This window comes from Amycolatopsis sp. NPDC048633 (genome assembly GCF_040650695.1).
In the GTDB taxonomy this organism is placed as follows: Bacteria; Actinomycetota; Actinomycetes; order Mycobacteriales; family Pseudonocardiaceae; genus Amycolatopsis.
The window spans coordinates 353207-378750 of record NZ_JBEZHS010000004.1 but is presented as its reverse complement, the minus strand read 5'-3'; the positions used below and the strand labels follow the sequence as shown (position 1 = coordinate 378750).

General features: G+C 73.7%; 25 protein-coding genes. 13 read left to right on the top strand and 12 right to left on the bottom strand.

The window, feature by feature from the left end:
* The first annotated feature begins 64 nt into the window (after positions 1–64).
* Complete coding sequence (locus AB0C38_RS12360) at positions 65–844, top strand: alpha/beta hydrolase (protein ID WP_360670840.1); 780 nt, start codon at positions 65–67, stop codon at positions 842–844.
* On the opposite strand, the gene AB0C38_RS12355 is transcribed toward AB0C38_RS12360, so the two are convergent.
* The gene (locus AB0C38_RS12355) at positions 831–3569 is read right to left on the bottom strand and encodes an AAA family ATPase (protein WP_360670837.1); all 2739 of its coding nucleotides are present in this window, start codon (positions 3567–3569) and stop codon (positions 831–833) included. The two genes, AB0C38_RS12360 and AB0C38_RS12355, sit on opposite strands and share 14 nt — an antisense overlap.
* A 111-nt stretch (positions 3570–3680) precedes the next feature.
* Between AB0C38_RS12355 and AB0C38_RS12350 the strand changes: the two genes are divergently transcribed.
* Positions 3681–4250 (top strand): hypothetical protein, encoded by a 570-nt coding sequence (locus AB0C38_RS12350; protein WP_360670834.1) that lies wholly within the window; start codon positions 3681–3683, stop codon positions 4248–4250.
* Positions 4247–4747 carry a YceI family protein gene (locus AB0C38_RS12345; protein ID WP_360670831.1) on the top strand — a complete coding sequence of 167 codons (501 nt, stop codon included), beginning with the start codon at positions 4247–4249 and terminating at the stop codon, positions 4745–4747. Before AB0C38_RS12350 ends, AB0C38_RS12345 begins: the two co-directional genes overlap by 4 nt.
* Here the strand turns inward: AB0C38_RS12345 and AB0C38_RS12340 are convergent.
* Positions 4740–5396: a rhomboid family intramembrane serine protease gene (locus AB0C38_RS12340; RefSeq protein ID WP_360670828.1), complete on the bottom strand. Its 657-nt coding sequence runs from the start codon at positions 5394–5396 to the stop codon at positions 4740–4742. The genes AB0C38_RS12345 and AB0C38_RS12340 overlap by 8 nt on opposite strands.
* 94 nt (positions 5397–5490) lie before the next feature.
* Here AB0C38_RS12340 and folP point away from each other — a divergent pair, with 94 nt between their 5' ends.
* The gene (gene folP / locus AB0C38_RS12335) at positions 5491–6369 is read left to right on the top strand and encodes a dihydropteroate synthase (protein ID WP_360670826.1); all 879 of its coding nucleotides are present in this window, start codon (positions 5491–5493) and stop codon (positions 6367–6369) included.
* On the opposite strand, the gene AB0C38_RS12330 is transcribed toward folP, so the two are convergent.
* Positions 6359–7411: a class I SAM-dependent methyltransferase gene (locus AB0C38_RS12330; protein WP_360670823.1), complete on the bottom strand. Its 1053-nt coding sequence runs from the start codon at positions 7409–7411 to the stop codon at positions 6359–6361. The two genes, folP and AB0C38_RS12330, sit on opposite strands and share 11 nt — an antisense overlap.
* A 195-nt stretch (positions 7412–7606) precedes the next feature.
* On the opposite strand from AB0C38_RS12330, the gene AB0C38_RS12325 reads away from it, so the two are divergent.
* Genes AB0C38_RS12325 through AB0C38_RS12315 form a run of 3 tightly spaced genes read left to right on the top strand, consistent with a single transcriptional unit; the run spans position 7607 to position 10481 of the window.
* Complete coding sequence (locus AB0C38_RS12325) at positions 7607–8734, top strand: hypothetical protein (protein WP_360670820.1); 1128 nt, start codon at positions 7607–7609, stop codon at positions 8732–8734.
* Entirely contained in the window at positions 8731–9642 is a 912-nt protein-coding gene (locus tag AB0C38_RS12320) for an ABC transporter ATP-binding protein (RefSeq protein WP_360670817.1), read from the top strand. Before AB0C38_RS12325 ends, AB0C38_RS12320 begins: the two co-directional genes overlap by 4 nt.
* Positions 9639–10481 carry an ABC transporter permease gene (locus AB0C38_RS12315; RefSeq protein ID WP_360670814.1) on the top strand — a complete coding sequence of 281 codons (843 nt, stop codon included), beginning with the start codon at positions 9639–9641 and terminating at the stop codon, positions 10479–10481. Before AB0C38_RS12320 ends, AB0C38_RS12315 begins: the two co-directional genes overlap by 4 nt.
* On the opposite strand, the gene AB0C38_RS12310 is transcribed toward AB0C38_RS12315, so the two are convergent.
* The 3 genes from AB0C38_RS12310 to AB0C38_RS12300 all read right to left on the bottom strand — a co-directional run bounded on the left by AB0C38_RS12310 (position 10471) and on the right by AB0C38_RS12300 (position 12420).
* Positions 10471–11277 carry a lipase gene (locus tag AB0C38_RS12310; protein WP_360670811.1) on the bottom strand — a complete coding sequence of 269 codons (807 nt, stop codon included), beginning with the start codon at positions 11275–11277 and terminating at the stop codon, positions 10471–10473. The two genes, AB0C38_RS12315 and AB0C38_RS12310, sit on opposite strands and share 11 nt — an antisense overlap.
* Positions 11278–11425: 148 nt before the next feature.
* A complete protein-coding gene (locus tag AB0C38_RS12305; protein ID WP_360670808.1) occupies positions 11426–11863 on the bottom strand; it encodes a hypothetical protein in 438 nt (145 codons plus the stop codon).
* Complete coding sequence (locus tag AB0C38_RS12300; protein WP_360670805.1) at positions 11860–12420, bottom strand: sigma-70 family RNA polymerase sigma factor; 561 nt, start codon at positions 12418–12420, stop codon at positions 11860–11862. Before AB0C38_RS12300 ends, AB0C38_RS12305 begins: the two co-directional genes overlap by 4 nt.
* A 198-nt stretch (positions 12421–12618) precedes the next feature.
* On the opposite strand from AB0C38_RS12300, the gene AB0C38_RS12295 reads away from it, so the two are divergent.
* Positions 12619–12798 (top strand): hypothetical protein, encoded by a 180-nt coding sequence (locus tag AB0C38_RS12295; protein ID WP_360670802.1) that lies wholly within the window; start codon positions 12619–12621, stop codon positions 12796–12798.
* On the opposite strand, the gene AB0C38_RS12290 is transcribed toward AB0C38_RS12295, so the two are convergent.
* The 3 genes from AB0C38_RS12290 to AB0C38_RS12280 all read right to left on the bottom strand — a co-directional run bounded on the left by AB0C38_RS12290 (position 12795) and on the right by AB0C38_RS12280 (position 16362).
* Entirely contained in the window at positions 12795–13988 is a 1194-nt protein-coding gene (locus tag AB0C38_RS12290) for a glycoside hydrolase family 64 protein (protein ID WP_360670799.1), read from the bottom strand. The genes AB0C38_RS12295 and AB0C38_RS12290 overlap by 4 nt on opposite strands.
* Positions 13989–14097: 109 nt before the next feature.
* A complete protein-coding gene (locus AB0C38_RS12285) occupies positions 14098–15042 on the bottom strand; it encodes an MBL fold metallo-hydrolase (protein ID WP_360670797.1) in 945 nt (314 codons plus the stop codon).
* A gap of 60 nt (positions 15043–15102) precedes the next feature.
* A complete protein-coding gene (locus AB0C38_RS12280) occupies positions 15103–16362 on the bottom strand; it encodes a ricin-type beta-trefoil lectin domain protein (RefSeq protein WP_360670794.1) in 1260 nt (419 codons plus the stop codon).
* Between the two features lie 513 nt (positions 16363–16875).
* On the opposite strand from AB0C38_RS12280, the gene AB0C38_RS12275 reads away from it, so the two are divergent.
* From AB0C38_RS12275 to AB0C38_RS12260, 4 genes are read left to right on the top strand one after another with little or no spacing between them, the layout of a single operon-like run.
* Positions 16876–17352: a PTS sugar transporter subunit IIB gene (locus AB0C38_RS12275; protein ID WP_360670791.1), complete on the top strand. Its 477-nt coding sequence runs from the start codon at positions 16876–16878 to the stop codon at positions 17350–17352.
* A 6-nt stretch (positions 17353–17358) separates the two neighbouring features.
* A complete protein-coding gene (locus AB0C38_RS12270; RefSeq protein ID WP_360670789.1) occupies positions 17359–18975 on the top strand; it encodes a PTS system mannose/fructose/sorbose family transporter subunit IID in 1617 nt (538 codons plus the stop codon).
* Between the two features lie 11 nt (positions 18976–18986).
* Positions 18987–19370 carry a PTS mannose transporter subunit IIAB gene (locus tag AB0C38_RS12265; RefSeq protein ID WP_360670786.1) on the top strand — a complete coding sequence of 128 codons (384 nt, stop codon included), beginning with the start codon at positions 18987–18989 and terminating at the stop codon, positions 19368–19370.
* Complete coding sequence (locus AB0C38_RS12260; RefSeq protein ID WP_360670783.1) at positions 19367–20689, top strand: hypothetical protein; 1323 nt, start codon at positions 19367–19369, stop codon at positions 20687–20689. The genes AB0C38_RS12265 and AB0C38_RS12260 overlap by 4 nt, the downstream gene beginning before the upstream one ends.
* Here the strand turns inward: AB0C38_RS12260 and AB0C38_RS12255 are convergent.
* Both AB0C38_RS12255 and AB0C38_RS12250 read right to left on the bottom strand, forming a co-directional pair.
* Positions 20661–21428, bottom strand: coding sequence for a GntR family transcriptional regulator (locus AB0C38_RS12255; RefSeq protein ID WP_360670780.1), 768 nt, complete (start codon positions 21426–21428; stop codon positions 20661–20663). The two genes, AB0C38_RS12260 and AB0C38_RS12255, sit on opposite strands and share 29 nt — an antisense overlap.
* Before the next feature lie 75 nt (positions 21429–21503).
* Positions 21504–24587 (bottom strand): BTAD domain-containing putative transcriptional regulator, encoded by a 3084-nt coding sequence (locus AB0C38_RS12250; RefSeq protein WP_360670777.1) that lies wholly within the window; start codon positions 24585–24587, stop codon positions 21504–21506.
* Between the two features lie 85 nt (positions 24588–24672).
* On the opposite strand from AB0C38_RS12250, the gene AB0C38_RS12245 reads away from it, so the two are divergent.
* On the top strand, positions 24673–25287 hold the full coding sequence (locus AB0C38_RS12245; protein ID WP_360670774.1) for a thioesterase domain-containing protein: 615 nt from the start codon (positions 24673–24675) through the stop codon (positions 25285–25287).
* On the opposite strand, the gene AB0C38_RS12240 is transcribed toward AB0C38_RS12245, so the two are convergent.
* On the bottom strand, positions 25236–25409 hold the full coding sequence (locus AB0C38_RS12240) for a hypothetical protein (RefSeq protein ID WP_360670771.1): 174 nt from the start codon (positions 25407–25409) through the stop codon (positions 25236–25238). The genes AB0C38_RS12245 and AB0C38_RS12240 overlap by 52 nt on opposite strands.
* Positions 25410–25544 lie beyond the last annotated feature (135 nt).

Here is a 25544-nt window from a genome sequence, read left to right as displayed (position 1 = left end):
AGGCGGATGCACAGCGACCTCACAGCGGCTGCCCGAACGCGGAGGCTTCGTTAGTGTCGAAGGCATGTCGAGTTCGGTCAGGTCACCCGACGGCACGGTCATCGGGTTCGAGACGCTGGGCGACGGCCCGCCGATGGTCCTCGTCCACGGCACCGGCGCGGACCACACCCGCTGGGCGGCGGTCCGCGAGCGGCTGGCCGAGCGGTACCGCCTCCACCTCGTCGACCGCCGCGGGCGCGGCCTCAGCCGTGACGAGGCTCCGGCGTACGACATCGGGCGTGAGGGCGAGGACATCGCCGCCGTGGCGGAGGCCGCCGGGGGCGGCGTCTACCTCGTCGCGCACTCCTACGGTGCTCTCTGCGCGCTGGAAGCCGTCCGGAAGACCGACGCCGTCACGCGGCTCGTGGCCTACGAGCCGCCCCGGCCGAAACCGGGCGAGCACGTGATCGGGCCGGACGCGCGCAAACGTATGCGAGCGGCGGAAAGTCCGGAGCAGGTCCTGGAGACCTTCCTGCGGGAGGCGCTCCGGCTGAGCCCGGCGGACGTCGAGGCGATGCGGGGCACGCCGGTCTGGCGGGCCCGGGTGGCTGCCGCCCACACCATCGTCCGGGAGCTGGACGTCGTCGAGAAGATGGTGTTCGACGAGCGCTTGGGCGAGATCGCGATCCCGGTCCGGCTCTTCGCCGGCACGGAGAGCCCGGAGTACCTGAGGCTCGCCGCCGACGCCGTGGCCGAACGCGTTCCGGGCGCCGACGTCGTGCCGATGCTCGGCCAGGCCCACCAGGCGATGGACTTCGACCCGGACCAGTTCGCCGGAGCGGTGTTCGGCTTCAGCGGGGCGTGAGACCGCGGCGGTGCGCCCACGCGGCGACCTCGGTCCGGTTCGCCAGCCCCAGCTTCGCCAGGACGCTGCGGACGTGGCTTTCCACCGTGCGCTCGGAAAGCACCAGCCGGTGGGCGATCTGCCGGTTGCTCAGCGCGTCCGCCACGAGCGTCGCGATCTCCCGTTCGCGCCCGGTCAGCGGGTCGGCCGCGCGGCGCACACGGTCCAGCACCGCCGTGGCGTCGCGCAGCCAGCCCGGCATCCCGAGCCGCCGAGCCTCGTCGGCGGCCTGCCGGGCCAGCGTCTCCGCCCGCTCCGGATCGCCGGTGGCCAGCTCGGTCGCCAGGTGGACGCGGTTGTGCACGACGTAGGGCCGGGCGCCGAGCCGCGCGTTCCACGCGATCGCCTCTTCGAAGAGCCGGACGGCGTCGTCGTGGCGCCCCAGCAGCGCGGCCAGGCGGGCCGACCAGTTGCTGGAGCAGTCGCTGCAGAACGTGCCCACGTCGCCCGGACCCCTCGGCGGGGTATCGGCCAGCTGCTCGGCGAGCCACGCCGCGGTGTCGATGTCGCCGAACGCCTCCAGCAGGGGCACCAGGTTCGGCCCGATCCCGGGTGAGTGGCCGATGAAGTCGGGGTCGCGCAGCCGCGGGCGCAAGGCGTCGTATCCGGCCTGGGCTTCGTCGCGCCGACCGGCGACCAGCGCGGTGAGCGGGCGGGAGATGATCGTGATCGGCAACGGCGGCGCGATCGCCAGCAGCTCCTCGTACCCCTCCGGCAGCTCGGCCGGGTCGCCGACGACGAGCGCCAGCTGGAGCGCGAACGCGAAGGACAGCCCGAGGGCGGACCGGTCTTCGGCCAGTTCGGCCATCGCGACCTCGTCGGCGAGCCGGTTCAGCGCACGGGCGTCGGCGAACGCGCCGCGGTAGGCCGTGACCGACGCCCGCAGCCGCAGCTCGTGCCAGCGGACCAGGGGCAGCCGGGTCGTCGCCGCGAGGGCCGAGATCGCGCCCAGCTCGGCGTCGACGACCGGGATCGTGCCGATCTCGAACGCCGCGTCCACCCGCCACTTGTGGCCCCACAGCGCCACCAGCGGCCGGCCGGTACCGCCGAGGGACACGGCGAGCGCGCCCAGCCGGAGCCGTTCGGCCAGGGCGAGCTCCGTCGGGCGGATCTTCAGCCGGGCGCGGACGGCGTCGATCCGCGCCTCCGGGTCCCCGGACAGTTCGGCGAGGTCCAGTGCTTCATCAGCGATCTTGACGGCTTCGGCCGTCTTCCCCGAGTCGGCGGCGACCGAAGCCGACTGCGCGAGCAGCTTCGCCCGCACGGCCGGGTCCGCGTCCGGGCCGATCGCGGCCAGCGCGGCCGCGGTCAGCTCGGCCATCCCGGGCAGCAGGTCGGGCGCGGCGGTGTCCCGGACGACGAGGGCCGCGGCCACGACCAGCGCCGGGTCGGTGGTCAGCCCGGCGGCCTCGCGCGCGTGCTCGAAGCCGCCGGCGAACCGGCCCGCCCGGTACTCCGCGGTCGCGAGCTCGACGAGCAGGGCGGCGAGGCCGTCCCGGCCGGCGCGGCGGCGGCAGTCGAGGGCGAGCGCCAGGAAGCGGGCGGCTTCGGTGAAGGCCAGCGACCGGGTGGCGTCGCGTGCCGCGGCCTCGGCCCAGCCCGCGGCCCGGTCGAGGGCGTCCGGCGTCACCGCGGCGCGCAGCCAGTGCCCGGCGACCACGCCGGCGAGCGCCGGATCGGGCCGCCGCTCCAGCGCCGCCGCCGTCCGGGCGTGCAGCTCCTCGCGGACGCCCTGGTCGAGGTCGGCGTAGATCCCGTCGCGCACGACCGCGTGCGCGAACCGCCGGGACCCGGCGTCGGCGGACAGGAGCACCCCGGCCCGCACCGCGCGGTCGAGCGCCGCGACGACGTCGGCGGCCGGCTGCCCGGCCACTTCGGCGACGACGTGCGCGTCGACCTCCTCGCCGAGCACCGAAGCGATCGCCAGCAGGTCACGCGTGCTCGGGTCGAGCCCGGACACCGTGGTGCGGACGAGGTGGCGCAGCTCGTCCGCGCCGCCGCCGGTCGCCGACGAGCGGGCGACCGCCTTGAGGTAGAGCGGGTTGCCGCCGGAGCGCCGCAAGGCGTCCCGGACGTCGACCTCCGCGCGGCCGGCCTCGGCGAGATACGCCCGGACGTCCGGCTCGGTGAGGGGCTCCAGGCGAAGGCTTTCTGTGCCCGGCCGACCCAGCAGGTCGGGCAGTGCCTCGAAAAGCGGCCCGGCCGAATCGGTGTCCCGGTACGTCGCGAGCACGGCGAGCCGCGACCGGCGCAGCTCGCCCGCGAGGTGCCGCAGCAGCCGCAGCGACGCCTCGTCGGCCCAGTGCAGGTCTTCGAGGACCACGACGAGACCGGCCGGCTCGGCCGCGGCGACCAGGGCGTCGGCGGCCAGCGCGACGAACCGGAACCGGGCCGCGACCAGGTCGGTGCCGTCGTGGTCGTCCAGGGCGGCGAGCGCCCGCGAGACCTCCGGCAGTGCCTGGAGCACCCGGCGCCACGGCCACAGCGGCGGGGCACCCGGGTCGTCGACGCACCGGCCCCAGACGGCGGCGCGGTCGGTGACGGTCTCGACCAGCCGGGTCTTGCCGATCCCGGCAGGCCCGCCGACGAGCACCAGCGCGCCGGAACCCGCGGCCGCCGCCGCGAGCCACGCCCGCAGGCCGGCCGCGGCACCGGCCCGCCCGACGAACGGCTCACTGCGCGTCACCCGAGCAGTATCCCCTCCGTGTCCGGTTTCAGTGGTGTCCTCCGTACCGGCACTGATGTCCGGCGCGCCGGTCGGGCCGAGAGTGGGCTCCACCAGCGGAAGGAGCACGTCATGCACGCCACCGTCCACCAGTTCCGGGTCCCGCTCGGGGCCGGGGCGCCGGAGCCCGATCTCGGCCCGGGCGCCCTCGGCGCCTGCACGCTCGCCCAGGTCGTCGGCCTGACCGGCGCCGTCGTCACCTTCTGGCCCGACGCCGCCACCGCGAGCGAAGCCGCCGCGCGGCGGCCCGCCGGGACCACCTGGCTCGACACCGGCGTCTACCGCGTCGCCGAGATCCAGCCGGCGTCGGCCGAGGCCGTCTTCGCCCAGGTGACCTGGTTCGACGGCCCGCGCGGCGCGGACCAGTCGGCCGCCGAGCTGCGCGCGGGCCGCGACCGGGTCTGGCCCGCCGTCCGCGCCCTCGACGGCGTCGGGACGACCTACGTCCTGCTGGCCGAGGACCGGGCGCTGGTCGTCGTCTCCTTCGCCGCGTCGATCGAGACGATCGAGGCGACGCACGTCGCGATCGCGAGCACCGAGCTGCTGCCCGGCGAGGACCCGGCGCTGCTGCCCGGCCCGGACCGCGTCGACCTGCACCGCGTGCTGCACGCGGCCCTGCCGGAGCCGGCGGGTGCGCGATGAGCCCGCACACCGTTCCCGCGCTCCGCGCCGGGACCTGGACCGTCCGAAGTGGACAGACGGCGGCGTTCGACGTCCGCAACTTCGGCTTCAACCACGTGCCCGGCACGATCCCGGTCCGCGCGGGCAGCGTCGAGGTGAACGCCGTCGGCGAGGTGACGGCGGTCCGCGCCGAGCTCGACCTCGGCGCGCTCGACACGGGGAACCCCAAGCGTGACGCGGACCTGCGGAAGCCGAACCTCCTCGACAGCGGCGCCCGTCCGGAGATGACGTTCGAGGCCACCGCCGTCCGGCGGCACGGCGACGGCTGGGAAGTGACCGGCGAGCTGCGGCTGCGCGGGACGTCCGGCCCGCTGACGCTCACCGTCGAACCGGTCGGCGAAGGCGTCCGCGCGACCGGGACCTTCGACCGGGCCCCGCTCGGCATCCGCGCGCCACGCGCGATGATCGGCCGGTACGTCCGGATCGTCGTCGACGCGGAGCTCGAACCGCCTAGGTGAGGTCCTTGGGCAGCAGGGCGGTCGCCGGGTCGGGGGTGGCGACCGCCTTGGGCCGCCGGTCGCGGAACAGCCAGCCGCCGACGATGCCGCCCACGAAGCCGAACATGTGGCCCTGCCAGCTGACGCCCTCTTCGGTCGGCAGCAGGGAGGCGAAGGTGTAGGCGAAGCACAGCGCCATCACCAGCCCGAGCACGATGTCGATCAGGTGCCGGTCGAACAGCCCGCGCACGATGATGTAGCCGAAGTAGCCGAAGACCAGGCCGCTGGCGCCGACCGTGATCGAGTTCGACGGCGAGATGAACCAGACGCCGAGCCCGCTGGCGACGATGATCAGCACGCTCACGCCGAGCCACTTCTTCACCCCGCGGTAGGCGGCGAGGAAGCCGAACACGAACAGCGGCCCCGAGTTGCCCTCGATGTGGCCCCAGCTGGAGTGCATGAACGGCGCGCTGAAGATCTCCGGCAGCGACGCCGGGTCGCGCGCCTCGATGCCGAACTCCCGGCTCAGGTCGTACCCGGTGGGGGCGTTGACGAGCTGGATCACCCACAGCACGGCGAGCAGGCCCACCATCACCCACAAGGCCTTCTTGGCTTCGGCGATCATCGCCTCGGCGTCGCTGCGGGCCGGGCCCTCGCTGGTCGTGCTCATGCTCTCCCCCTGCTCGGTCTGCGCCGAGGATAACCGGACGACGGGCGCGGACGCGGCGTTCCGGACCGACCCGTGACCTGGCAGGGTTGGGCGCATGACGTCACACCGGCCGGAGGTGGTCTTCCGCGGCCGTCGCATGCCCGGGGATCGCGCGCTGGTCATGGCCATCGTCAACCGCACGCCCGACTCCTTCTACGACAAGGGCGCGACGTTCGCCGGGCACGCGGCGCGCGACTCCGTCGACCGCGCGGTCGCGGCGGGCGCCGACATCGTGGACATCGGCGGGGTCAAGGCCGGCGAGGGGCCCGAGGTGGACGTCGACGAGGAGATCGACCGGGTCGTGCCGTTCGTCGCCGAGGTGCGGGAGCGCCACCCCGGCTTGGTGATCAGCGTCGACACCTGGCGGCACGAGGTCGGGCGCCAGGTCTGCGAAGCGGGCGCCGACCTGCTCAACGACACCTGGGCCGGCGCCGACCCGAAGCTGGCCGAGGTCGCCGCCGAGTTCGGCGCGGGCTACGTCTGCTCCCACGTCGGGGGCATGCCGGTGCGCACCGACCCGTACCCCGCGCCGACCCCGGACCGGCCGTTCTGGCCCCGCTACGACGACGTCGTCGCGGACGTGGTCGCCGAGCTGACCACGGCGGCCGAGCGGGCGGTCGCCGCCGGGGTGCCGCGCGGCGGCGTGCTCGTCGACCCGACGTTCGACTTCGGCAAGAGCACCCGCCACGGCCTCGAGCTGCTCCGGCACTTCGACCGGCTGGTGGCGACGGGCTGGCCGGTGCTCGTCGCGCTGTCGAACAAGGACCTGATCGGCGAGACCCTGGGTGTCGAGGCCCACGACCGCCTGGCGGGCACCCTGGCGGCGACGGCGATCGCGGCGCACGCCGGTGCCGCGGTGTTCCGCGCCCACAACGTCCGGGAGACGCGGGAAGCCGTCGAGGCGGTCGCGGGCCTCGTGTCCACTATGGACTGAGTCGCCAGAGTGACGTGACTTCGGCGGCCCGCGCCCGGTGCAGCGGGTCGGCCGGGTCGACGGCGCGGGGATGCCGGGCCGGGGTCTCGGTCCGGCCCGTGACCCGCAGGCCCGCCACCGCGATCCAGGCCAGGAGCTCCTCGCGCGTGCGCAACCCCAGGTGCTCCGCGAGGTCCGACAGCACGAGCCACGCCTCGCCGTCCGGCGTGAGGTGCCGGCGCGCGCGGTCGAGGAAGCCGCGCAGCATCCGGCTTCCCGGGTCGTACACGGCGTGGTCGAGCGGGGTGCGCGGGCGGCCCGGCAGCCACGGCGGATTCGTGACCACCAGCGGGGCCCGGCCGGGCGGGAACAGGTCCGTGCACACGACCTCGGTGCGGGCGCCGAAGCCGAGCCGGGCCAGGTTGTCGGTCGCGCACGCGGCCGCGCGGGGATCGGCGTCCGTCGCCACCACCCGGGCGACGCCGCGGTGGGAGAGCACGGCGGCCAGCACCCCGGTGCCGGTGCCGACGTCGAAGGCCAGCGAACACGCGGGCAACGGCGCCGCCGCGACCAGGTCGACGTACTCCTGGCGGATCGGGGCGAAGACGCCGTAGTGCGGGTGGATCCGCGCGCCGAGGGCGTCGACGGCGACCCCTTTCCGGCGCCATTCGGCCGCGCCGAGCACGCCGAGCAGCTCCCGCAGCGGTATCGCCGCCGGGTCCGTCAAGACGCCGTACACCGCGGTGCACGCGGCGGAGACGTCCGGCGCCCGGCGCAGCGGGATGACGTGACCGGCGTCGAGGGGCACGTAGAGGAGCGAGAGCAGCCGCGCTCGCGAAGCGCGATCGGCGCGGTAGCGGGCGTAGTCGTCCGGCGGGGGCGCCGGGATCCGCCGGTTCATGGCGTCGAGCAGCTGCCGGGCGGCCGGATAGCCGCCCTGCCAGAGCAGGGCGACGCCGTCGGACACCGTGCGCAGGGCGGCGTCGGCGGAGAGGCGGTCGTCGGCGAGGACCGCCCGCCGGTCAGGAGGGGAGAAGAGCCGGCGAGGGGGTTCGCCGGGCATGACGAGGAGAGCCACAGAAAGGGGGTTTCCGTTCTTGCCGCGGGCACGACTGGGAACCCGCGATAGGTGCGGGGGATGCGTGGGTTTCCGGAGCGGAACTAGCTCAGGACGGCGGCATGAACGGGGTTCGTCACCCGCCGACCATAGCCCTGCGCCGGGGGCCATGGCGTACAAAGGACGAAGAGGTGATGCCGGATGACGCCCTCGGTGGTGCGGCACGCGAAGCGGCGCCGATGGGCGGTCGTCGCCGCCGTGGCCGCGGTGCTCGTGTCCGTGCCGTCCGTCGTCGCCGCCCTCGCCCCGGCGGGGGAGCAGGTCGACGCGGGCCGGCTGCGCGAGCTCGTGCTGGCGTCCGCCGCGCGGCCGTACCAGGGCTACGCCGAAAGCGACGGCTCGCTCGCCCTGCCGGAGCTGCCGAACCTCGCGCCCGTCACCGCGCTCTTCTCCCTGCGGACGCCGATGCGCGCGTGGTACGCCGGGCCCGACCGCTACCGCGTCGACATCCTCGGCACCGCCGGCGAGCACGACGTCTACCGGCTGCCCGACGGCGAATACACGTGGGACTACGGCGACAACACGCTGACCGAGCTGATCGGCGATCCGGGCGTCCGGCTCCCGCGGGCCGGGGACCTGCTGCCACCGGAGCTCGCGCGGCGGATCCTCCAGGCGGCGAAAGGCGACCCGGTGAGCGCGCTGCCGGGGCGGAACGTCGCCGGCGTCGCCGCGTCCGGGCTGCGGCTCGTCCCCGCCGACCCGGCCACGACGATCGGGCGCGTCGACGTCTGGGCGGACCCGGTGACCGGCGTGGCCGTGCGCGTCGAGGTCGCCGCCCGCGGGCAGCAGGCCCCGATCCTGGTCACCGAGTTCCAGCAGCTCGAACAGACGACACCGGTCGTCGAAGCCCCACGGCCGGTGCTCGGTTCGGGCTTCACCGTGGCGAGCGCCCCGGACGTCTCGAACGCGCTCGGCGCGCTGGGCCAGGTGCCGCTGCCGGCGACGCTCGCCGGGCGCCCGGTGGTGTCGTCGAAGTTCGGCGGCGTGGAGGGCGCCGCGCTCTACGGCACCGGGCTGGCGGCCTTCGCGGTCATCGCCGTGCCGCGCGCGGTCGGGAACGCGGCGAGTGACGCCGCGGGGAAGGCCGGCGCGGTGCAGACCCGGCTTCCGGCAGGCACGGTGGTGCAGCTGTCGATCACGCCGTTGTCGCTGGCGATCGTCCGCGCTTCGGCCTTCCGCCGGTCCTACCTGCTCGCCGGCACGGTCACGCCGGACGTGCTGAAGACCGTCGCGGAAGAGCTGTCCACGGTGCGCCGGAGCGGCCGATGATCGTCACCCGCGCGCTGACCAAGCGGTACGGCACCACGGTGGCGGTCGACGCCGTCGACCTCGCGGTCCGCGAAGGCGACCGCTACGGCTTCCTCGGCCCGAACGGCTCGGGCAAGACCACCCTGGTCCGGATGCTGCTCGGCCTGGTCTACGCGACCAGCGGGGAGATCGAGGTGCTCGGGAAGCCCGTCCCGAAGCGGGTCGCCGAGGTGCTGCCGCAGGTCGGCGCGCTCGTCGAGGGCCCGGCCGCGTACCCGCACCTGTCCGGGCGCCGCAACCTCGCCCTGCTCGACGCCGCCGGGCGCGGCGGCGGGCGGCGTACCCGGCGGCGGCGGATCGACGACGTCCTGGAGCAGGTCGGGCTGGGCGCGGTGGACCAGCGGCCGGTGAAGGCCTACTCGCTCGGCATGCGGCAACGCCTCGGGCTCGCCGGCGCGCTGCTGCGCAAGCCCCGGCTGCTGATCCTCGACGAGCCGACCAACGGCCTCGACCCGCAGGGCATCAAGGAGATCCGCGAGCTGCTCGTCGAGCTGAACGCGGGCGGCACCACGGTGTTCCTGTCCAGCCACCTGCTGGCCGAGGTCGAACAGCTCTGCACCCGCGTCGGCGTCGTCGACCGGGGAAGGCTCGTGCTGGAGGAGGACCTGGAGACGCTGCGGGCGGCGACCGGCCGGGTGCTGGTCGGGACGCCGGACACCGCGGCGGCGGTCGCGGTTCTCGACGGGCAGCTCGAGTCCCGCGACGGCGACCGCCTGGTCATCCGGCACGGCGACCCGGCGGCGTTGAACGCGATGCTCGTCGAAGCGGGGGTGCGCGTGGCGTCGATCCACGCCGAGCAGCGGACGCTGGAACAGGTCGTCCTCGACGTGACGGGTCCGGGCTCGGACCGGTTCGGAGCCGCCGGATGATCCTCGTCGAGCTGCGCAAGCTCGTGCTGCGGCCGCGGGTGTGGGTCAGCGTGCTGCTGCTCTGCCTGCTGCCCGCGATCGTCGGCATCTTCCTGGCCACGGCCGACTTCGCGCCGCCACCCGGGCAGGGCGGGGCGTTCCTGTCGGCGGTCGTCGCCGACGGCGCGCTGTTCCCGGCGGCCGCGCTCGCGCTCGTCCTGCCGTTGTTCCTGCCGATCGCGGTCGCCGTCACCGCGGGCGACTCGATCGCGGGCGAGGCGTCCACCGGCACCCTGCGGTACCTGCTGGTGCGTCCGGCCGGCCGGACGCGGCTGCTCGCCGCCAAGATGGTCGCGCTCGCCGTGTACGTGACCGCGGCGATCGTCATCGTCGTGCTGACGTCGCTGGTGCTCGGCGTGATCCTGTTCGGCACCGGCGGGACGCCGGGCGTCGCCGGGCCGGGCGGGCAGCCGACCGGGGTGACGTCGTTGTCGGGGCAGTCGCTCAGCTCGTCCGGGCTGGGCCTGCGGCTGCTGGGCGCGGTTTCGTACATCGTCGTGTCGATGCTCGGGTTCGCCGCGATCACGGTGTTCCTGTCGACGGTGACGGACTCGGCGCTGGGGGCCGCGCTGGGCGGGCTGGCCGTGCTGATCACCAGCTCGGTGCTGGAGACCCTGGACGCGGCCGCGTCCGTGAAGCCCTACCTGCCGACGCACTACTGGCTGTCCTGGATCGACTTCTTCCGCGATCCCGTGCTGTGGCGGAACATCGACCACGGGATGCTGCTGCAGGCCGGCTACATCGTCGTGTTCTTCGGGGCCGCGTGGGCGAACTTCGCGACGAAGGACATCACGAGCTGAGGCACTCCGTCGGGGCTTCGAGCGGCGCGGTGCCGAGCGCCTGCAGGACGAGCTCGGTGACGGCGGGATCTGTGGGGAGGTCGCCGTGACCGGCCTGGTTGCCGGGGCAGACCTGCTGGAGGGCGACGTTGACGGCGCCGTCGAGCCGGGCGGACTCCGGCGGGGTGACCGTCTCGTCCCGCTCGGTCCACACCGAGAGCCACGGCAGCGTCGCCGGGATGGGTTCCTTCGCCAGCTCCTGCAAGAGCGTGCTGCCGGGGGCCAGCTGCACGCACGCGGTCGGGCAGCCGCCCGGGACGAGCGCGCCGCCGGCCGCGGCGAGCCCGGTGCCGTGCATCGGCGCGCCGAGCGTCACGACCCGGCGGGCCTGGTGGTCACCGCCGTCGCGGCTGACCCACAGCCGGGCCACGACGCCGCCGGCGGAGTAGCCGATGACGTCCACCGAAGGTGCTCCGCGCGCGTACGCGTTCTCGACGGCTTCGGCCAGGACTCCGGCCTGTTCGAGCAGGTCACCGGTGCCGTCGCCGGCCAGGGTGAGGACTTCGGTGGTGCGGCCGGTGGCCTGCCGGATGCGGGCGGCGAGCTCGTTGAGGGCGCCTTGGCCACCGCCGTAGCCGGGGACGAGCAGGACGGGCCCGGGCTTGTCCTGATCGGGCGTCCCGGCCCGCGGCGCGGCGCTTGTCCCGGTGGTGGCGAGCACGGCCGCGACGAGCACGGCCACCACGACGACGGCGACGCCGCCCATGAGCAGCCGCCGCCGCGGGCTGATTCCGCGCCACCAGGCCGTGATCCGCACCAACCCATCATGACCCGGCCCAGGCCGGAGGGGTGTGAGGGAAGCCGGATCTAGCGTGATCGGAGCCGGAACTCGCGTGATTGGGCCCGGAACTCGCGAGTTACGGCCCCGATCACGTGAGTTCCGGCCTGGATCACGTGAGTTGCGGCTAGAGGCTGGCCCAGCCGGTGGTGACCGTCGTGCCGTCCGTGGCCGTCACCTTCACCCGGGTCGCGCCGCGGGGGAGGTTCGTCGCGGTGAACCAGCCGTCGGGGTCGATCGGGCGCACGTGGGTTTCGCCCGCCGCCTCGATCACGGCGTCGCCCTCCGCGCCCGTCACCAGGCCGCGCAGCGTGATCCGGCCGTCCTCGTACTCGGCCTGCAGCTCCACCGACACCCGGGGCGACTCGAACGACAGCAGGCGGACGTCGCCGCCGCGGACCGTGCCGGCCGCCGCCAGGTCGGAGTCGGCGCCGAGCTCGGCCAGCTCGGCGTCGAGGTCACGGGTGGCCAGCGCCGCGCGGGCCTGGCGCAGCACGAGGTCCGGCACCGGGTCCGCCTGCTGCGCGGCCGCGCGCAGCTCGTCCAGGAGTTCGTCGTCGGTCACGTCCGGTCCTCCGTTCCGAGCCCGGCCGCGCCGGCCCGCTCCCGCAGCCGGCCCAGGCAGCGCTGCCGGGTCGGGCCGATGCTGCCGACCGGCATGTCGAGGGCGGCCGCCACCTCCGCGTACGACGGCGGGGGAGACGCCATCAGCACCCGCAGCAGCTGCCGGCACGGTTCGGACAGCGTGGCCAGCGCGCGCCACAGCGTGGCGTTGCGCTCGTCGAGCAGCACGGCCGCGTCGACACCAGCGCCGTCCTCCGGCTCGTCCTGCCAGTCCTGGTCGTCGGCCGGGCGTTCACGGCCGGCGCGGCGGATCTGGCGGAGGCATTCGTGCCGCGCGGTCGTCGAGAGCCAGCCGGGCAGGCGGTCCGGGTCCTTGATCTTGCCGAGGTTCTCGACGAGCTTCAGCCACGTCGTCTGGACGACGTCGGCCGCGTCGGCGTCCGAGAGCCGGTGGCCGCGGGCGATCGCCCACAGCAGGCTCGCGTACCGGGCCACCAGGGTGTCCCAGGCCGCCTGGTCACCGCGCGCGGCCGTTTCGAGCAGGGTCGTGGTGTCCACCGCACCTCCGATCGGCCCGCTCAGCCTAGCCAAGAGCGACCCTCGGGACAGGTACGCCATCGGGGGACTCCTTCCGGTCTTCCCCCGCTCATCCGAGCCGCGGGCCGTCCGGGAAATACACCCGTTCGCGCTGAACCGGCGCGCCGCGGCCGCCGTGTCCGAATCGGGAGTGTGGAGACGGAACCGGGGTGAGCTGACATGTGGATCCGGAAGATTCTGCTCGTCATACCGTTGCTGGTACTGGACCTGGCCGCCTGCGGGCAGCCGGAGGGTCTCGTCAAGGTCGGCAAGGCGGTGCCGGTGCAGCAGAGCACCGGCGTACCCGCCTGCACGTGGCTCGGGGATACGCCGGTGGCACCGGAAGTGGTGCGGCTCTAGTTGAACGGGTCGAGCGTCAGGTACGCGGTCGCCGGGTCTCCGTCGTTGACCAGGGACTCGAAGTGGCCCACGTCGTCGAAGGCGAACGCGTACGCCTTGCCGTCCGCCATCTGCGCGTGGATCTTCTTCGCGTACTGGTTGGTGACGGCGTCCTGGTAGAAGCCCGCCGAGCTGGTGTCGGGCTGGTTGGCGTTGGTGAGCAGCGTCGAGCGGTTGAAGCCTGCGCAGAGCGTGCGCGAGATCTGGCCTCGGACGTCGTTCGGTGCGTCGAGGTTCTTGTAGCAGCCGAAAACGCTGTCGGAGTCGGGTTTCTGGAACGCCGTCACGAACCCGCCGGAGGTGTTGGTGAAGTTCATGACGTTGCCCGAGACGCGGCCGTAGTACTTCACGTTCGGCTGGTCGGCCACCGGTGTCACGGTCAGCGTCGACGAGCTGTACTTCGTCCAGACGCGGTTGATGTAGTCCTGCAGCACGTTCGCGGGCAGCACGCCCATCTCGATGCCGTGGCCCGGGGCGAGCGCACGCAGGACCGTGCCGTCCGAGCGCGTCCGGATCAGGTTGGCCCAGCCGCCGGCCTGACCGCGCAATGAGTTCAGGAAACCGTTGTAGCCGCCCGCTTTCAGGTGGCCGGTGCTCTTCGTCGTACCGCCGACCGGCTGGACGCCGACCGCGTACGGCGCGGAGAACATGTCGACCTGGGTGCTGTTGAGCCAGAGCCCGCCGTCGTTGAGCGTGTACTCCGACCAGTTGAAGAGGATGTTGACGTTCGGGTCGGACGGGTTCTGGATCGCGGGCTGCACCAGGCCGCCGGTCGTGAGCTTGAAGACCAGCTTCTGCCCGTAGGAGAAGTAGATCCGGCCGGAGAACTTCGGGATCCGGATGGTGATCGACTGGCCGTTTGCCGGCCCGGCGATCGACGCGTCCGGCGCCGGGGTCGGCGGGTTCCCGCCGGCCGGCCAGGCGTGGAACGTGCCGTTCGCGTCCGCCCAGCCCTGCTGCCCGGTCGCCAGGTACGTGCCGAGGTCGTAGAGGTAGATGGGGTCGGCGCGGCCGGAGTTGTTGGTGATCTTCAAGGGAATCGTGGCCGGGACCGCGGCCGCGGCCGGGGCGAGGGCGGTCGTGAGCCCGGCGGCGACGGCGGCCGCCGCGGCCAGGGTGGCGAGTCGCCGGAAGAAGGGTCTGGTGCGCACGGGCGTCTCCTCGTCGAGGCCGGTGATCGCAAGTTGTCCAGACCATTGCAGGCGTCCCGGTGGACGGTTGTCAAAGGCTGATAAGTATTAGCCACCGTCCGGAGCAAGGCTAGGAGATGCGGCGGACCGGCTCCCCGCCCAGCAGGCAGTCGAGGTCGATCCGGCCGCCCGCCGCCGCGAGGACCGCGTCGATCGCCAGGTCGACGTCCAGCTTCCGGCCGTGCTGGTCGGCGTAGGCGCGCATCAGGTTGCCGATGTGCCGCTCGGGGTTGCGCCACGTCGGCCAGCGCAGCGACGCCCGGTTCGCCAGCTTCGTGAAGTCCGTCTGGCGCTCGGTGACCTCGAGCAGCCACTCCAGGTAGACGCGCATCGCGTGCAGCGCGCTGTGGCCCGGGGTCGCCACCGGGCCGTGGCCCGGCACGACGGTCCGCGGGCGGAACGTGTCCTGCAGCCAGGCGAGCGCGTCGAGCCAGCCCGGGATCGAGCCGTGCACCGCCAGCGGCGTGTCGCCGACGGACACGAGGTCGCCGGTGAAGAGCGTGCCCGAGCGCGGCTCGTGCACCACGAGGTCGCCCGCGGTGTGCGCGACGCCGGGCACCGCCACGACGTCGGCGACCGCGTCGCCGAGGTCGAGCCGCTGCCAGCCGGTCACCGGCCGGACGGCGTCCGGCTCCGGCGGCTCGAGCACGCCCCACTGGGTGTAGGTGAAGACGTTGCCGTAGGTCTGCGGGCCGGCCTTGACGAGGTCGACGCTGCCGGGGGCAGCCAGCGCCGTCCCGCCATCACGCAGCGCGACCCCGACTCCGTTGTGGTGCTCGCCGTGCGCGTGCGTGATGGCGACGGTCAGCTCCTGCTCGCCCGCGTACTTGCGGACGTCGCGCATCAGCTCCAGCGTGGCCTGCTCGGTGCCGCACGTGTCGACCAGCACGACGCCTTCGCTGCCCTGGATCCAGCCGCTGTTCGAGACGAACCACTCGGCGGGGCTCTTCACGTAGCCGACCACGCCCGGGCGGGCATGCCGGAGCGGGACGATGTTCGATGTGACGGCCGGCATGGTTCCTCCCCTGGACTTACGAACCGGTTAACGACGGGGGCGCGGGCAGGTTGCGCCCTTTTATCCGGCGAGCACCCAGCGCTGGTTCGCGGTGGTCGCGCAGGTCCAGATCTGCAGGCGGGTGCCGTCGGCCGAGGAGTTCCCGGTCGCGTCGAGGCACTTGCCCGACTGCGGGTTCAGCAGGGTGCCGTCGGAGCGCGCCTGCCACGTCTGCGCGCCGGTGGCGTTGCAGTCCCAGAGCTGGACGAGCGTGCCGTCGGCGGTGCCGCTGTTCGCGACGTCCAGGCACTTGCCGAGGGCGCGGATCGTGCCGTTCTGCCTGGTCCAGCGCTGGGCCGGGGTGGTGTTGCAGGTCCAGAGCTGGACGGCCGTGCCGTTGCCGGTGTTCGACGCGCTGACGTCGACGCACTTGCCGCCGAGGCCGGTGATGGTGCCGGCGGGATAGGGCGTGCCGCTCGCGATGAGGTACGCGCTGGTCGCGACGTTCCAGTGCGTCGCCAGGTAGCTGCCGGGCGCCGGGTTGGTGTTGAAGTAGTCGTCGCCGAGGCAGTCGAACTGGTTCTCCGGCGCGCCCGGGCAGACCTTCACGAGGGTGCCCGGCGGGTTCGGCAGACCGCCGTCGTCGTAGCACATGATGTCTTCGTCGTCCCAGCAGTGACCGAAGGCGCTGGAGTGGGGAGCGCTGCCCTGGACGGCGCCGAGGGTGTGGAGCAGCTCGTGCCCGGTCGCCTGCCAGGACCAGCAGCCGGTGCCGACCGTGGCGTAGTGCGGGCCGGCGTTGTAGGGGTTGCCCGAGCCGGGGCTGTCGTTGCCGCCGTTGCCGAACGCGAGGCCGCAGCCGTCCTTGTCGTACCAGACGATGTACTTGCGGTCGGCGCGGTTGTAGCCCTGCGCCTTGATGGCGTTGGTGATCGTGTCGACGGTCGCCATGTCGGACTGGGCGATGGTCACGTTGTTCACGGTGGCCCGGCAGCTGGAGTCGGTGACGTACCGGAGGTGCCGGACGCCACCGCCGAGCCGGCTCGCGGCCTCGACGAAGCCGTCGTCGATCTGGCTCGCGAAGGTCTGGAACTGGCCGACGAACTGGGCGTACCGGTCGGCCTGGGTGTTGCCGCGGACGTAGAGGGCCTGGACGCGCTTGCCGCTGGTGCCGTCGCCGTCGCAGACGGTGGATTTGGCGGTGACGGCGGCGGTTTGCTTCCGGAGGTGATCGGGGAGCTGCTCGGTGCCGTCGCCGGCCGCGGCGGCCGAGGGCAGCAGCGCGGTGGCGAAGACGAGGGCGGTGCTGAGCGCGGCGAGGCGCCAGGTTCTCGGGGTCATGGGAGTTCCGCCTTTCCCGATACGGCAGTGGACGAGAAGTGCGGTCTAGACCAATGGGAATGATAGAAGGGGGCGAAAGGGCTGTCACTGACAAGAACGGACAGCCTGGGGTGAATCGCTCACGGCCGGTGTGCTGCCGGACGGCATGAACGACTCTTTCATGGCGTCGGACGCGGTGAACGACCCTTTCATGGCATTGCGCGCGGCCTGACCTGGGTTTCGCTGTGCCGGCTCGCCCACCTGCGCATTTCTGTCGGCCGACCGATAAATGATCTTCCCGGCCCGCTGAGCGGTACGGCTCTTGACAGTCGATCTCGTACGTTCATACTGGTATATACCTTTATGGGAGGGTCCGGGGAAACCGAGGGGGCTTCGCGCTCGCGGGCCGACGGAAGGTCTGAGGGGTCCTTCCGTCGGCCGCGCGAAGTCGTCGTGCGCGCCGCTGGTCACAGACCGCGTTGACACAACTACTGGTGCGAACCAGGATGGGTGCTTCCGGCCGGGAGGAGACGCATGGCGGGGGCACACGTCCGGATCGACAACCGGCTGATCCACGGGCAGGTCACCGTCGCGTGGACCCGGCGGCTCGGGGTACGCCGGCTGCTCGTCTGCAACGACGACGTCGCCGCCGATGAGCTGCAGCGGATGCTGCTGCCGCAGGCCGCGCGGGGGCTGCCCACCGATGTGCTGACCGTCGCCGAAACGCTGAGCGCGGAAACCGGCCCGCACCTCATGATCGTCGCGAAGGACCCCGGGGACGCCTTTCGCCTGGTCGAAGGCGGGCTGCGACCCGAAACGGTCAACGTCGGCAACGTCGCGCCGCGGCCGGGGACCGCCTACACCATGGTCACGCGCTCGATCGCGGTCACCGCGGACGAGGCCGACGCCTACCGCAAGCTCGCCGCGACGGGCGTTCCGCTGGTCACACAGCTGATGCCGCACGACAAGCCCGCCGACTTCGTCCCGCTGCTCGACCGGAAAGGGCTCTAGCCCCGCATGCTCGTCGCGCTGGCCCTGACTCTGTGGGCGATCTACTGCACCTACGACGGGCTCGGCCCGTTCCTGATCTACGCCCAGCGCCCGCTCATCGCCGGCTCGGTCGCCGGGCTGATCGTCGGGCACCCGCTGCTCGGCCTGCTGATCGGCGCGACGCTGGAGCTGGCTGCCCTGGGCGTCTACACCTACGGCGGCGCGACCATCCCGGACTACCAGACCGGCGCGATCGTCGGCACCGCGCTGGCCGCGGGCGCCGCCGGTGACACGTCCGCGCAGGTCGCGATCGGTCTGGGTGTCGGGCTGCCGGCCGCGATCCTGCTCTCGGCGCTCGACCCCGTCGGCAAGATCATCACCACCGCGCTGGTCCACCGGGCCGACGGCTACGCCGCCGACGGCAATGCGCGCGGCCTCGCGCTGATCCACTGGGTCAGCCTGGTGCCGTGGGTGGCGGTGCGCGCGATCCCGACGTTCCTCGCCGCGCTCGCCGCGTCCGGCGGCCTGGTCAAGGACATCACCGCGAGCATTCCCGCCGGGTTCGTGCAGGGCATGACGCTCGCCGGATCGCTGCTGCCGGCCGTCGGGTTCGCGCTGCTGCTCGGCATGATGGAGCTGTCGCGGTACTGGTACCTGCTGCTGATCGGGTTCGTCGCGTTCGCCTACCTCCACCTGCCGCTGCTGGGGATCGCGCTGGTCGGCGTCGCGGTCGCGATGCTGTTCGTGACGCTCAAGCGCGACGAGCCGGCGCTCGCCGTCCCGGCAGCGCCGGAAGAGTCCACTGTGGACGCTCGGCTGACGAAGCAGGACCTGCGCCGCGTGTTCCGCCGGTACTTCTGGTCGAGCCAGATCTCCTGGAACTACGAGCGGATGCAGGCGCTCGGCTTCGCGTACTCGATGGAACCGGTGCTGCGCCGGCTCTACCCGGAGAAGGCCGACTACGTCGCCGGCCTGCAGCGGCACCTCCAGTTCTTCAACACCTCGGTGCTGATCGGCGGCCCGTTGATCCTCGGTTCGAGCGTCGCGCTGGAAGAAGCGGGCACGCCGAAGTCGGCCGCGAGCACGAAGGTCGCGCTGATGGGGCCGATGGCCGGCATCGGCGACACCGTCGTCTTCGCGCTGTACAACAGCATCATCTTCACCATGGGCGCGTCGTGGGCGCTGCAGGGCAACTGGCTCGGCCCCGCCTTCGCCGCGGTGATGGTGCTCGTGCCGTACGCGCTGGTGCGGCGCTGGCAGTTCGGGTTCGCCTACCGCGAAGGGAAACGGCTGGCCGGCCACCTCGCCGCCGGCGCGCTCGCGCGCGTCGCGCAGGGGGCCACCGTGCTCGGGTTCGTCGTGCTCGGCGGGTTCATCCCGTCGATCGTCAAGGTGGTCACCACGCTGACCTACCGGCAGACCACGACGGTCCAGGGACAACCGGTGACGCAGGCCGTCGCGATCCAGGACCGGCTCGACGAGCTGGTCCCGTTCCTGCTGCCGGTGCTCGTCACCGCCGGGGTTTACCTGCTGACGGCGAAGGCGCGGCTGCGGCCCGTCTGGACCATCGGCATCGTCGTCGTCGCCGGGGTCGTCCTGGGGTGGCTCGGCTGGTTCGCGCCATCGGCCCCGGCAAAGGGTTAGGAGACACCGCCATGTCCGTCCCGATCGTTCTCGCCGGGCACGGGCGGCTGCCCTCCGGCGTGGGGGAAGCCGCCGAGATGATCCTCGGGCCGCAGTCGCGGCTGAAGGTCTGCGAGCTGAGCCCGCACGACAGCCCGGAAGAGTTCGGCGTCCGGTTGCTCGCGCTGCTCGGCGAGGCCACCGAGGCACTCGTGCTCGCCGACCTGCACGGCGGCTCGCCGTTCAACGCCGTCCGCGCGCTCGCGCACCCGCGCCTGCAGCTGGTGGCCGGGCTGAACCTGCCGATGCTGCTGGAAGTCCTGCTGTACACGACCGACGACGTCACCGAGCTGGCCGGGGTGGCTCGCGCCGCCGGCCGCGACGGCGTCGTCGACGTCCTGGAATCGACCTGGTGACCGCCGCACTCCTGCTCGCCGCGCAAGACGTCCGGATCACGCCGGGCCCCGGGCACCCGCTCGGCGGCTACCTGGCCCGGGACGGCGTCGCGACCGGCACGCACGACGACCTCGAAGCGTCGCTGATCTGGCTGTCCACCGAAGACGACCCCGGGGTGCTGTGGGTGGCGCTCGACGCGCTCGCGGTCGACGCCGGGCTCACCCGCACCCTGGCCGACGCCGTCGCGGCCGCGGTGGGCATCGACCCGGCGCGGGTGCTCGTCTGCGCGTCGCACACGCATTCCGGGCCCGAGGGCTGGACCGGCCCGCTGCACCCCGGGCTGCCGGGGCGGCGCGACCCCGGGCTGGTCGGCCGCATGGCGGAGACGGTCACCGGGGCGGCGCTGCGGCTGCGCGCGTGCCGCGGCCGCGTCCGGGCCCGCTGGCACGCGGGGGCGACGGAGGCCGTCGGCGGCAACCGCTACCGGCCGGACGGGCCGCACGACACGTCGTTCGGGGTGCTGGAGCTGCGCCGCGACGACGGTTCCCCGGCGGCGCTGCTGTTCGACTACGCCAGCCACCCGACCGTGCTCGGGCCCGACAACCTCGCGTGGTCGGCGGACTGGCCGGGCGCGACGCGGCGCGAGCTGGCGGCGCTGATCGGGCAGCCGGTGGCGGCGTTCCTGCAGGGCGCGGCGGGCGACGCGAGTTCCCGGTTCGTCCGGCGCGGCCGTGACCACGCCGAGGTCCGGACGCTCGGCGGCCACCTGGCGACGTCGATCGCGCGGACACTCGCGGCGGCGTCGTCACCGGCCGCGACCGGCCCGATCCGCTTGTCCCGCTCGGCCCTGCACCTGCCCTACCGCGACGTGCCGTCCCTCGAGGACAGCCTGGAGCTGCGGCAGTCGGCCGAGCGCGGGTGGCAGCACGAGCTGGCCCGCCACGGCGAGGACCACCCGGCGGTCCGGATCGCGCAGACGCGGTACGAGGGCTGCGCGATGCTCGCCGCGATGGCGGCCACCGACCGGCCGACGGGCTGCGCGGAGGTCCCGGTCAGCGTGGTGTCGCTGGGGGAGATCGCGTGGCTGCACACGCCGTTCGAGCTGTTCGCGTCGCTGGGGCTGCGCATCCGGCGGGGGAGCCCGTTCCGGCACACGCGGGTGATCGGCTACACCGACGGCTACCTGGGGTACCTGCCGGACGCGGACGGGCACCGCGACGGGGTCTACGAGTCGTACGTGACGCTGTTCGGGCCGGACGCGGGGGACGTGCTGGTGGAGCACTGCCTGAAGCTGCTCCGGGCGCACGACGTCAAGCCGGGCTCCGGCGGGCCTGGGTGAACACGGTGTAGCGGTCCGCGCGATACAGCGAGCGGCCGGCTTCGATGACGCCGCCGCCCTGGTCGTGGAGCGTGCCTTCGATGATCAGGCACGGCTGGGTGGGCTCGATGCCGAGGAGGCCGGCGTCGAGGGCGTCGGGCAGGACCGCGGAGATCGCCGTGTCGTTCCATTCGGCGTGCACGCCCCAGCGTTCCTCGAGGGTGCGGTGCAGGGACTGCGTCTCCCAGTCGAACAGCTCGATGTCCGGGAACCGGTCGACGGACAGGTTGGTGCGCTCGACGGCGAACGGCTCGTCGTCGACGTAGCGCAGGCGTTCCAGCCGGAACACGCGCGCGCCCGGGGGCACGTTGAGACGCCCGGCGATGCGCGGGCCCGCGCCCAGCACCTCGGCGTGCAGCACCTTCGTCTTCGGGATCACGCCGCGGGCCTTCATGTCCTCGGTGAACGAGGTGAGCATGTCGATGTGCGCGGCCTGGCGTTCGGCGGTGAAGGTGGCGGTGCCGTGCTGGCGGTAGAGGACGCCGTCGGAGACCAGGCGGTTGACCTCCTGGCGCACGGTGCCGCGGGCGACGCCGAAGTGCTCGGCGAGGAACCGTTCGGACGGCATCAGCCGCCCGGGACCGGCCTCGGTCGCGACGCCTTCGAGGATCTCGCGGAGCTGGTCGCCCTTCGGCCGCCCCGGCTGCAGCGCGTCCGGGAGCCGGAGATCGCTCGCGGGGACGTGTTTCGGACGGGGCATGGCTTCAGTATGTCGCGCGGGCGGGCCGGAGGTAACACCACGCGGCGTCATGAACGACTTGTCCAGGGCCGGAGCTCAGCCCGTGGCGCTGCGGCCGAGGTCGGCCAGGAAGCGCTCCGCCAGCGCCTCCCCCGTGGCGTGGCCGACCGACCGGTACAGCCCGCGGGCCTCCCGCGCCGTCCCGTCCGCCAGCATCGGCCGCCCCGCCGCGCCCTCCACCGCCGCCAGCCCGAGCAGTGCCTGTGCCTCCAAAAGCCGGTAACCGCCCGCCCGCGCCGCGTCCAGCGCCGTCCGGGCGTGCTCGCCCGCTTCCGGGACCCGGCCGGCCGCCGCCAGGACCCACGCCAGCGTCGCCGACGCCTCCGCCAGCTGACCCCGCAGACCGGACTCGACCGCGAGCTCCCGGGCTTCGCTCAGCACACGCTCGGCCGAGGCCAGGTCGCCGCCGGCCTCCGACGCGCGGCCGAGGGCGATCAGGGCCGCCGCCTCCACCTGGCGGTCGCCGTCGCGGCGGACGCGGTCCAACGCCTCTTCCGCCGTCCGCGCCGCGGCGTCGTGGTCGCCGCGGGCGCCCTGCAACGCGCTCAACGCGGTGAGCGCCGTCGCCTCGCCGAAGCTCGAACCGAGGCCGCGGAACGCGCTCAGGGATCCCTCCACCGCTTCGGCCGCCTCCTCGAAGCGTCCCGTCTCCTGCAGCACCCAGGCGAGGTCGGCGAGGTTCGCGGCCTCCCAGAACCGCAGGTCCTCCCGGCGGCACAGCGTGACCGCTTCGCACAGGCAGTCCTCGGCCTGCTCCAGCCGGCCCAGCTGCCGGTAGTGGCAGCTCAGCGAGTTCAGCGCGAGTGCTTCGCCGGACCGGTTCGCCAGCTCGCGGAACAGCTGGATCGCGCGCCGGCTGTGTTCGACGGCCTCCGAGAGCCGGCCCGTCCACTCCAGCATCGACCCCAGGTTCGCGACCGCCGTCGCCTCGCACTCGCGCCAGCCGCACGCCCGGCTGGCCAGCACCGCCTTCTCCGAGTGCCGGATGCCCGCCTCGTGCTGGCCTTCGCGGAAGTACGCGCCGCCGATCGACAGGTGCACCAGCGCCTCGGCCGGCTGGGCGCCGTGCTCCCGCGCCGCGCGCAGCACGATCGGCGCGAGCTCCAGCCATTCCGCACGGCGCCCGTGGTCGTGGAAGAACCGCCGCAGGGCGTCGGCGAGGTACCACGCGGCGGGGTACGGCCCGCGCGTCGCCGCCAGCCGCAACGCCGCCGCGAGGTTCGGCACCTCGACGTCCAGCCAGGCCACGGCCGCCGCGGCGTCGGCGAACGCGACCGGGCTCGGCGTCGCCGGGGCGTCTTCGCGGGGGAGCGTCACGATCCGCGCGCCGAACAGCGCGACGGCGGCGTCCGCGGCCGCGCAGTAGCCGGTGAACAGCCGTTCCCACGCCTTTTCGCGCGCGGCTTCGTCTTCGTCGGCGCGGACGCACCGCTCGGCGTAGCGCCGGGCGAGGTCGTGGAACCGGTAGCGGCGGGGCGCGTGCGCCTCCAGGAGGTTCGCCGCGGCCAGCCCGCGCAGCCGCCGCGTCGCCTCCTCGGCCGGTACGTCCAGCAGGGCCGCCGCGGCGACCGTCGTGAAATCGGCGCCGGGCACCAGGGCCAGCAGCCGGAACACCTGCTGCAGCTCCGGCGGCAATGCCTGGTAGGACACCGAGAACGCCTTCGCGACGGCGCTCTCCTCGCCGCCGTCGAAGCCGAGCTGGGCCAGGGGGTCGCCGCGCAGTTCGTCGACGAGCTCGCCGAGGCTCGCGACCCCGGTGTTCGCCGCCGCGATCCGCAGCGCCAGGGGGTGGTGCCCGCAGAGCCGGGCCAGCTCGTCGGCCGCTCCGGGCTCGGCGGCGGCCCGCTCGCCGAGCAGGACGGTCAGCAGCGCGCGCGAGTCGTCCTCCCGCAGCTGCTTCAGCCCGAGCGACCGGGCGCCGGTGCGCGCGACGAGCTCGTCGAGCCGGTGGCGGCTGGTCACCAGCACCCGGCCCGACGACGGCAGCAGCGGCAGCACCTGCGCGACGTCGCGGGCGTTGTCCAGCACCACCAGCGCCTGCCGGTCGGCCAGCAGCGACCGGTAGAGCTTGCTCTGGTCGTCGATGCCCGGCGGCACGTCCCGGAGGTCGACGCCGAGGGTGCGCAGCAGCTGGGCGAGCGCGGCGGCGGGGGTGAGCGGCTCGTCGTCGGCGTCGAAGCCGCGCAGGTTCACGTACAGCTGGCCGTCGGGGAAGCCCGCCCGCGCGGTGTGCGCCCAATGCACGGCGAGTGCGGTCTTGCCGACGCCAGCGGTGCCGGTGATCACCCAGACGTCGCCGGGCTCGTCGAGCGCGGCCAGCTCCGGTGCCCGGCCGGTGAACCCGCGGACGTCCAGCGGCAGCTCGGCGGGCCGCGGCACGACCGGGGCCACGGCCGGCACCGGCTCGCCTTCGCCGCGCAGGATCCGCATCCGCAGGTCCCGCAGGGCCTGGCCGGGCTCGATGCCGAGCTCGTCCACCAGCAGCTCGTGCGCCCGCGCGTAGGTCTCGAGGGCTTCCGGCGTGCGGCCGCAGCGGTGCAGCGCGAGCATCAGCGCGGCCCGCAGCCGTTCCCGGAACGGGTGCTCCTCGACGAGCCGGCGCAGCTCCCCGACCACCTCGCCGTGGCGCCCGGAAGCCAGTTCCTGTTCGTACAGTTCCTCCAGCACGACGAGCCGGCGCTCGGCCAGCGCCGGGCCTTCGCGCCCGGCCAGCGCCTCGCTCACCCCGCCGAGCGGGGTGCCGTCCCACAGCGCCAGCGCGGCCCGCAGGTGCCGGACGGCGTCCGGCCCCGACGTGGCCCTGGCCCGGGCGACCTCGTCGTCGAACACGTCGAGGTCCCGGTCACCGGGCACGACCTCGATCACGTAGCCGGGCGCGCGCCGGACGATGACGTCGCGGCCGAGGAGCTTCCGCAGCTCCGAGATGTGCACCTGCAGCCGGCCGCGGACGCTCGGCGGCGCGTTCTCGCCCCAGGTCAGGTCGATGAGCCGGTCTTCGCTGACCACGCGGTTCGGGTTCAGCAGGAGCGCGGCCAGCACGGACGTCTGTTTCTGCCCGCCGGGCCGGACCGCGCCCGTTTCGCCGAGGACCGTGACCGGCCCGAGCAGGCGGTAGCGCACGTATAGCCCCCAGAAGGCCGACCGAAGCGGAACGGAAGTGCCGTGGCCGACCCTATCCCCGGCCGAGGAGAAAAGGGGGCCGTGGGTGGACACCGACGAAGCCGAGCGGCTGCTGTTCGTCTGCTTCCCGGACGCGGGGGAAGCAGCCGGGCGGTACCGGGCCTGGCGCGACCCGCGGATCGCCGTGCACGTCGTCGAGCTGCCCGGCCGGGGCGAGCGCCGGGACGAGCACCCGTACCGGGACATGTGGCTGCTCGTCGAATCCCTCGCGATGGAACTGGCCGGGGTACTGGCCCGCCCGCACGTGCTGTTCGGCGCGGGGCTCGGCGCGCTGGTCGCCTACCGGCTGGCGCAGCGGCGGGTGGCCGCGGGACTGGGGGTCCCGCGGGCACTCGTCGTGGCGCACCAGGCGCCACCGGACCGGGCCGCGCGGGCCGTGCCGCAGCAGGCGGCCCGCGCGGACGTCAGCCTGCTGGCCAGCGACGCGCACGTGCCCGTGGCGCCGCCGCTGCCGTGCCCGATCCGCGGGTTCGGCGAACCGCACGTGATGACGGGCTGGGGCGAGCACACGAACGCGGGGTTCGTGCTCGCCCCGGCCCGGGTGCGGGAGAACGGCGCGGTGCTGCGCGACGCCGTCCTGCGCGCGGGTTACCTGGTCTCGGCGTTGGCGGTGCCCGGTTTGGGCGAGTCACCGATGTAGGGACCGACGCCGATGGACGGGCCGGGCTGAGGCGGGGTCTCGGCCGCCTGGGCGGCGGGCGCGAAGACCAGGACGGCCGCGAAGGCCGTGCCGATGACGGCCTGGAGCAAACGGGCTTTCATGGTTCGTCTCCTCAGGTTCGGATTGCGGCTGATCTTGCCCGATCCGGCTTCCAAACCGCTTCCCTTTGCCGCCAGTGGTCATCCGGTCACCGACCGTCCCTTGTGGAGGGAATCCGGCGGCTGGCACCATGCGTC

Bases quoted from the DNA above. Each gene is read 5' to 3' on its own strand.
- AB0C38_RS12280 (WP_360670794.1), bottom strand. From the start codon at position 16,362: ATGACCCCGAGAACCTGGCGCCTCGCCGCGCTCAGCACCGCCCTCGTC.
- folP (WP_360670826.1), top strand. From the start codon at position 5,491: ATGACGTCACACCGGCCGGAGGTGGTCTTCCGCGGCCGTCGCATGCCC.
- AB0C38_RS12360 (WP_360670840.1), top strand. From the start codon at position 65: ATGTCGAGTTCGGTCAGGTCACCCGACGGCACGGTCATCGGGTTCGAG.
- AB0C38_RS12255 (WP_360670780.1), bottom strand. From the start codon at position 21,428: ATGCCCCGTCCGAAACACGTCCCCGCGAGCGATCTCCGGCTCCCGGAC.
- AB0C38_RS12240 (WP_360670771.1), bottom strand. From the start codon at position 25,409: ATGAAAGCCCGTTTGCTCCAGGCCGTCATCGGCACGGCCTTCGCGGCC.
- AB0C38_RS12295 (WP_360670802.1), top strand. From the start codon at position 12,619: ATGTGGATCCGGAAGATTCTGCTCGTCATACCGTTGCTGGTACTGGAC.
- AB0C38_RS12325 (WP_360670820.1), top strand. From the start codon at position 7,607: ATGACGCCCTCGGTGGTGCGGCACGCGAAGCGGCGCCGATGGGCGGTC.
- AB0C38_RS12275 (WP_360670791.1), top strand. From the start codon at position 16,876: ATGGCGGGGGCACACGTCCGGATCGACAACCGGCTGATCCACGGGCAG.
- AB0C38_RS12270 (WP_360670789.1), top strand. From the start codon at position 17,359: ATGCTCGTCGCGCTGGCCCTGACTCTGTGGGCGATCTACTGCACCTAC.
- AB0C38_RS12350 (WP_360670834.1), top strand. From the start codon at position 3,681: ATGCACGCCACCGTCCACCAGTTCCGGGTCCCGCTCGGGGCCGGGGCG.
- AB0C38_RS12345 (WP_360670831.1), top strand. From the start codon at position 4,247: ATGAGCCCGCACACCGTTCCCGCGCTCCGCGCCGGGACCTGGACCGTC.
- AB0C38_RS12315 (WP_360670814.1), top strand. From the start codon at position 9,639: ATGATCCTCGTCGAGCTGCGCAAGCTCGTGCTGCGGCCGCGGGTGTGG.
- AB0C38_RS12265 (WP_360670786.1), top strand. From the start codon at position 18,987: ATGTCCGTCCCGATCGTTCTCGCCGGGCACGGGCGGCTGCCCTCCGGC.
- AB0C38_RS12340 (WP_360670828.1), bottom strand. From the start codon at position 5,396: ATGAGCACGACCAGCGAGGGCCCGGCCCGCAGCGACGCCGAGGCGATG.
- AB0C38_RS12320 (WP_360670817.1), top strand. From the start codon at position 8,731: ATGATCGTCACCCGCGCGCTGACCAAGCGGTACGGCACCACGGTGGCG.
- AB0C38_RS12285 (WP_360670797.1), bottom strand. From the start codon at position 15,042: ATGCCGGCCGTCACATCGAACATCGTCCCGCTCCGGCATGCCCGCCCG.
- AB0C38_RS12330 (WP_360670823.1), bottom strand. From the start codon at position 7,411: ATGCCCGGCGAACCCCCTCGCCGGCTCTTCTCCCCTCCTGACCGGCGG.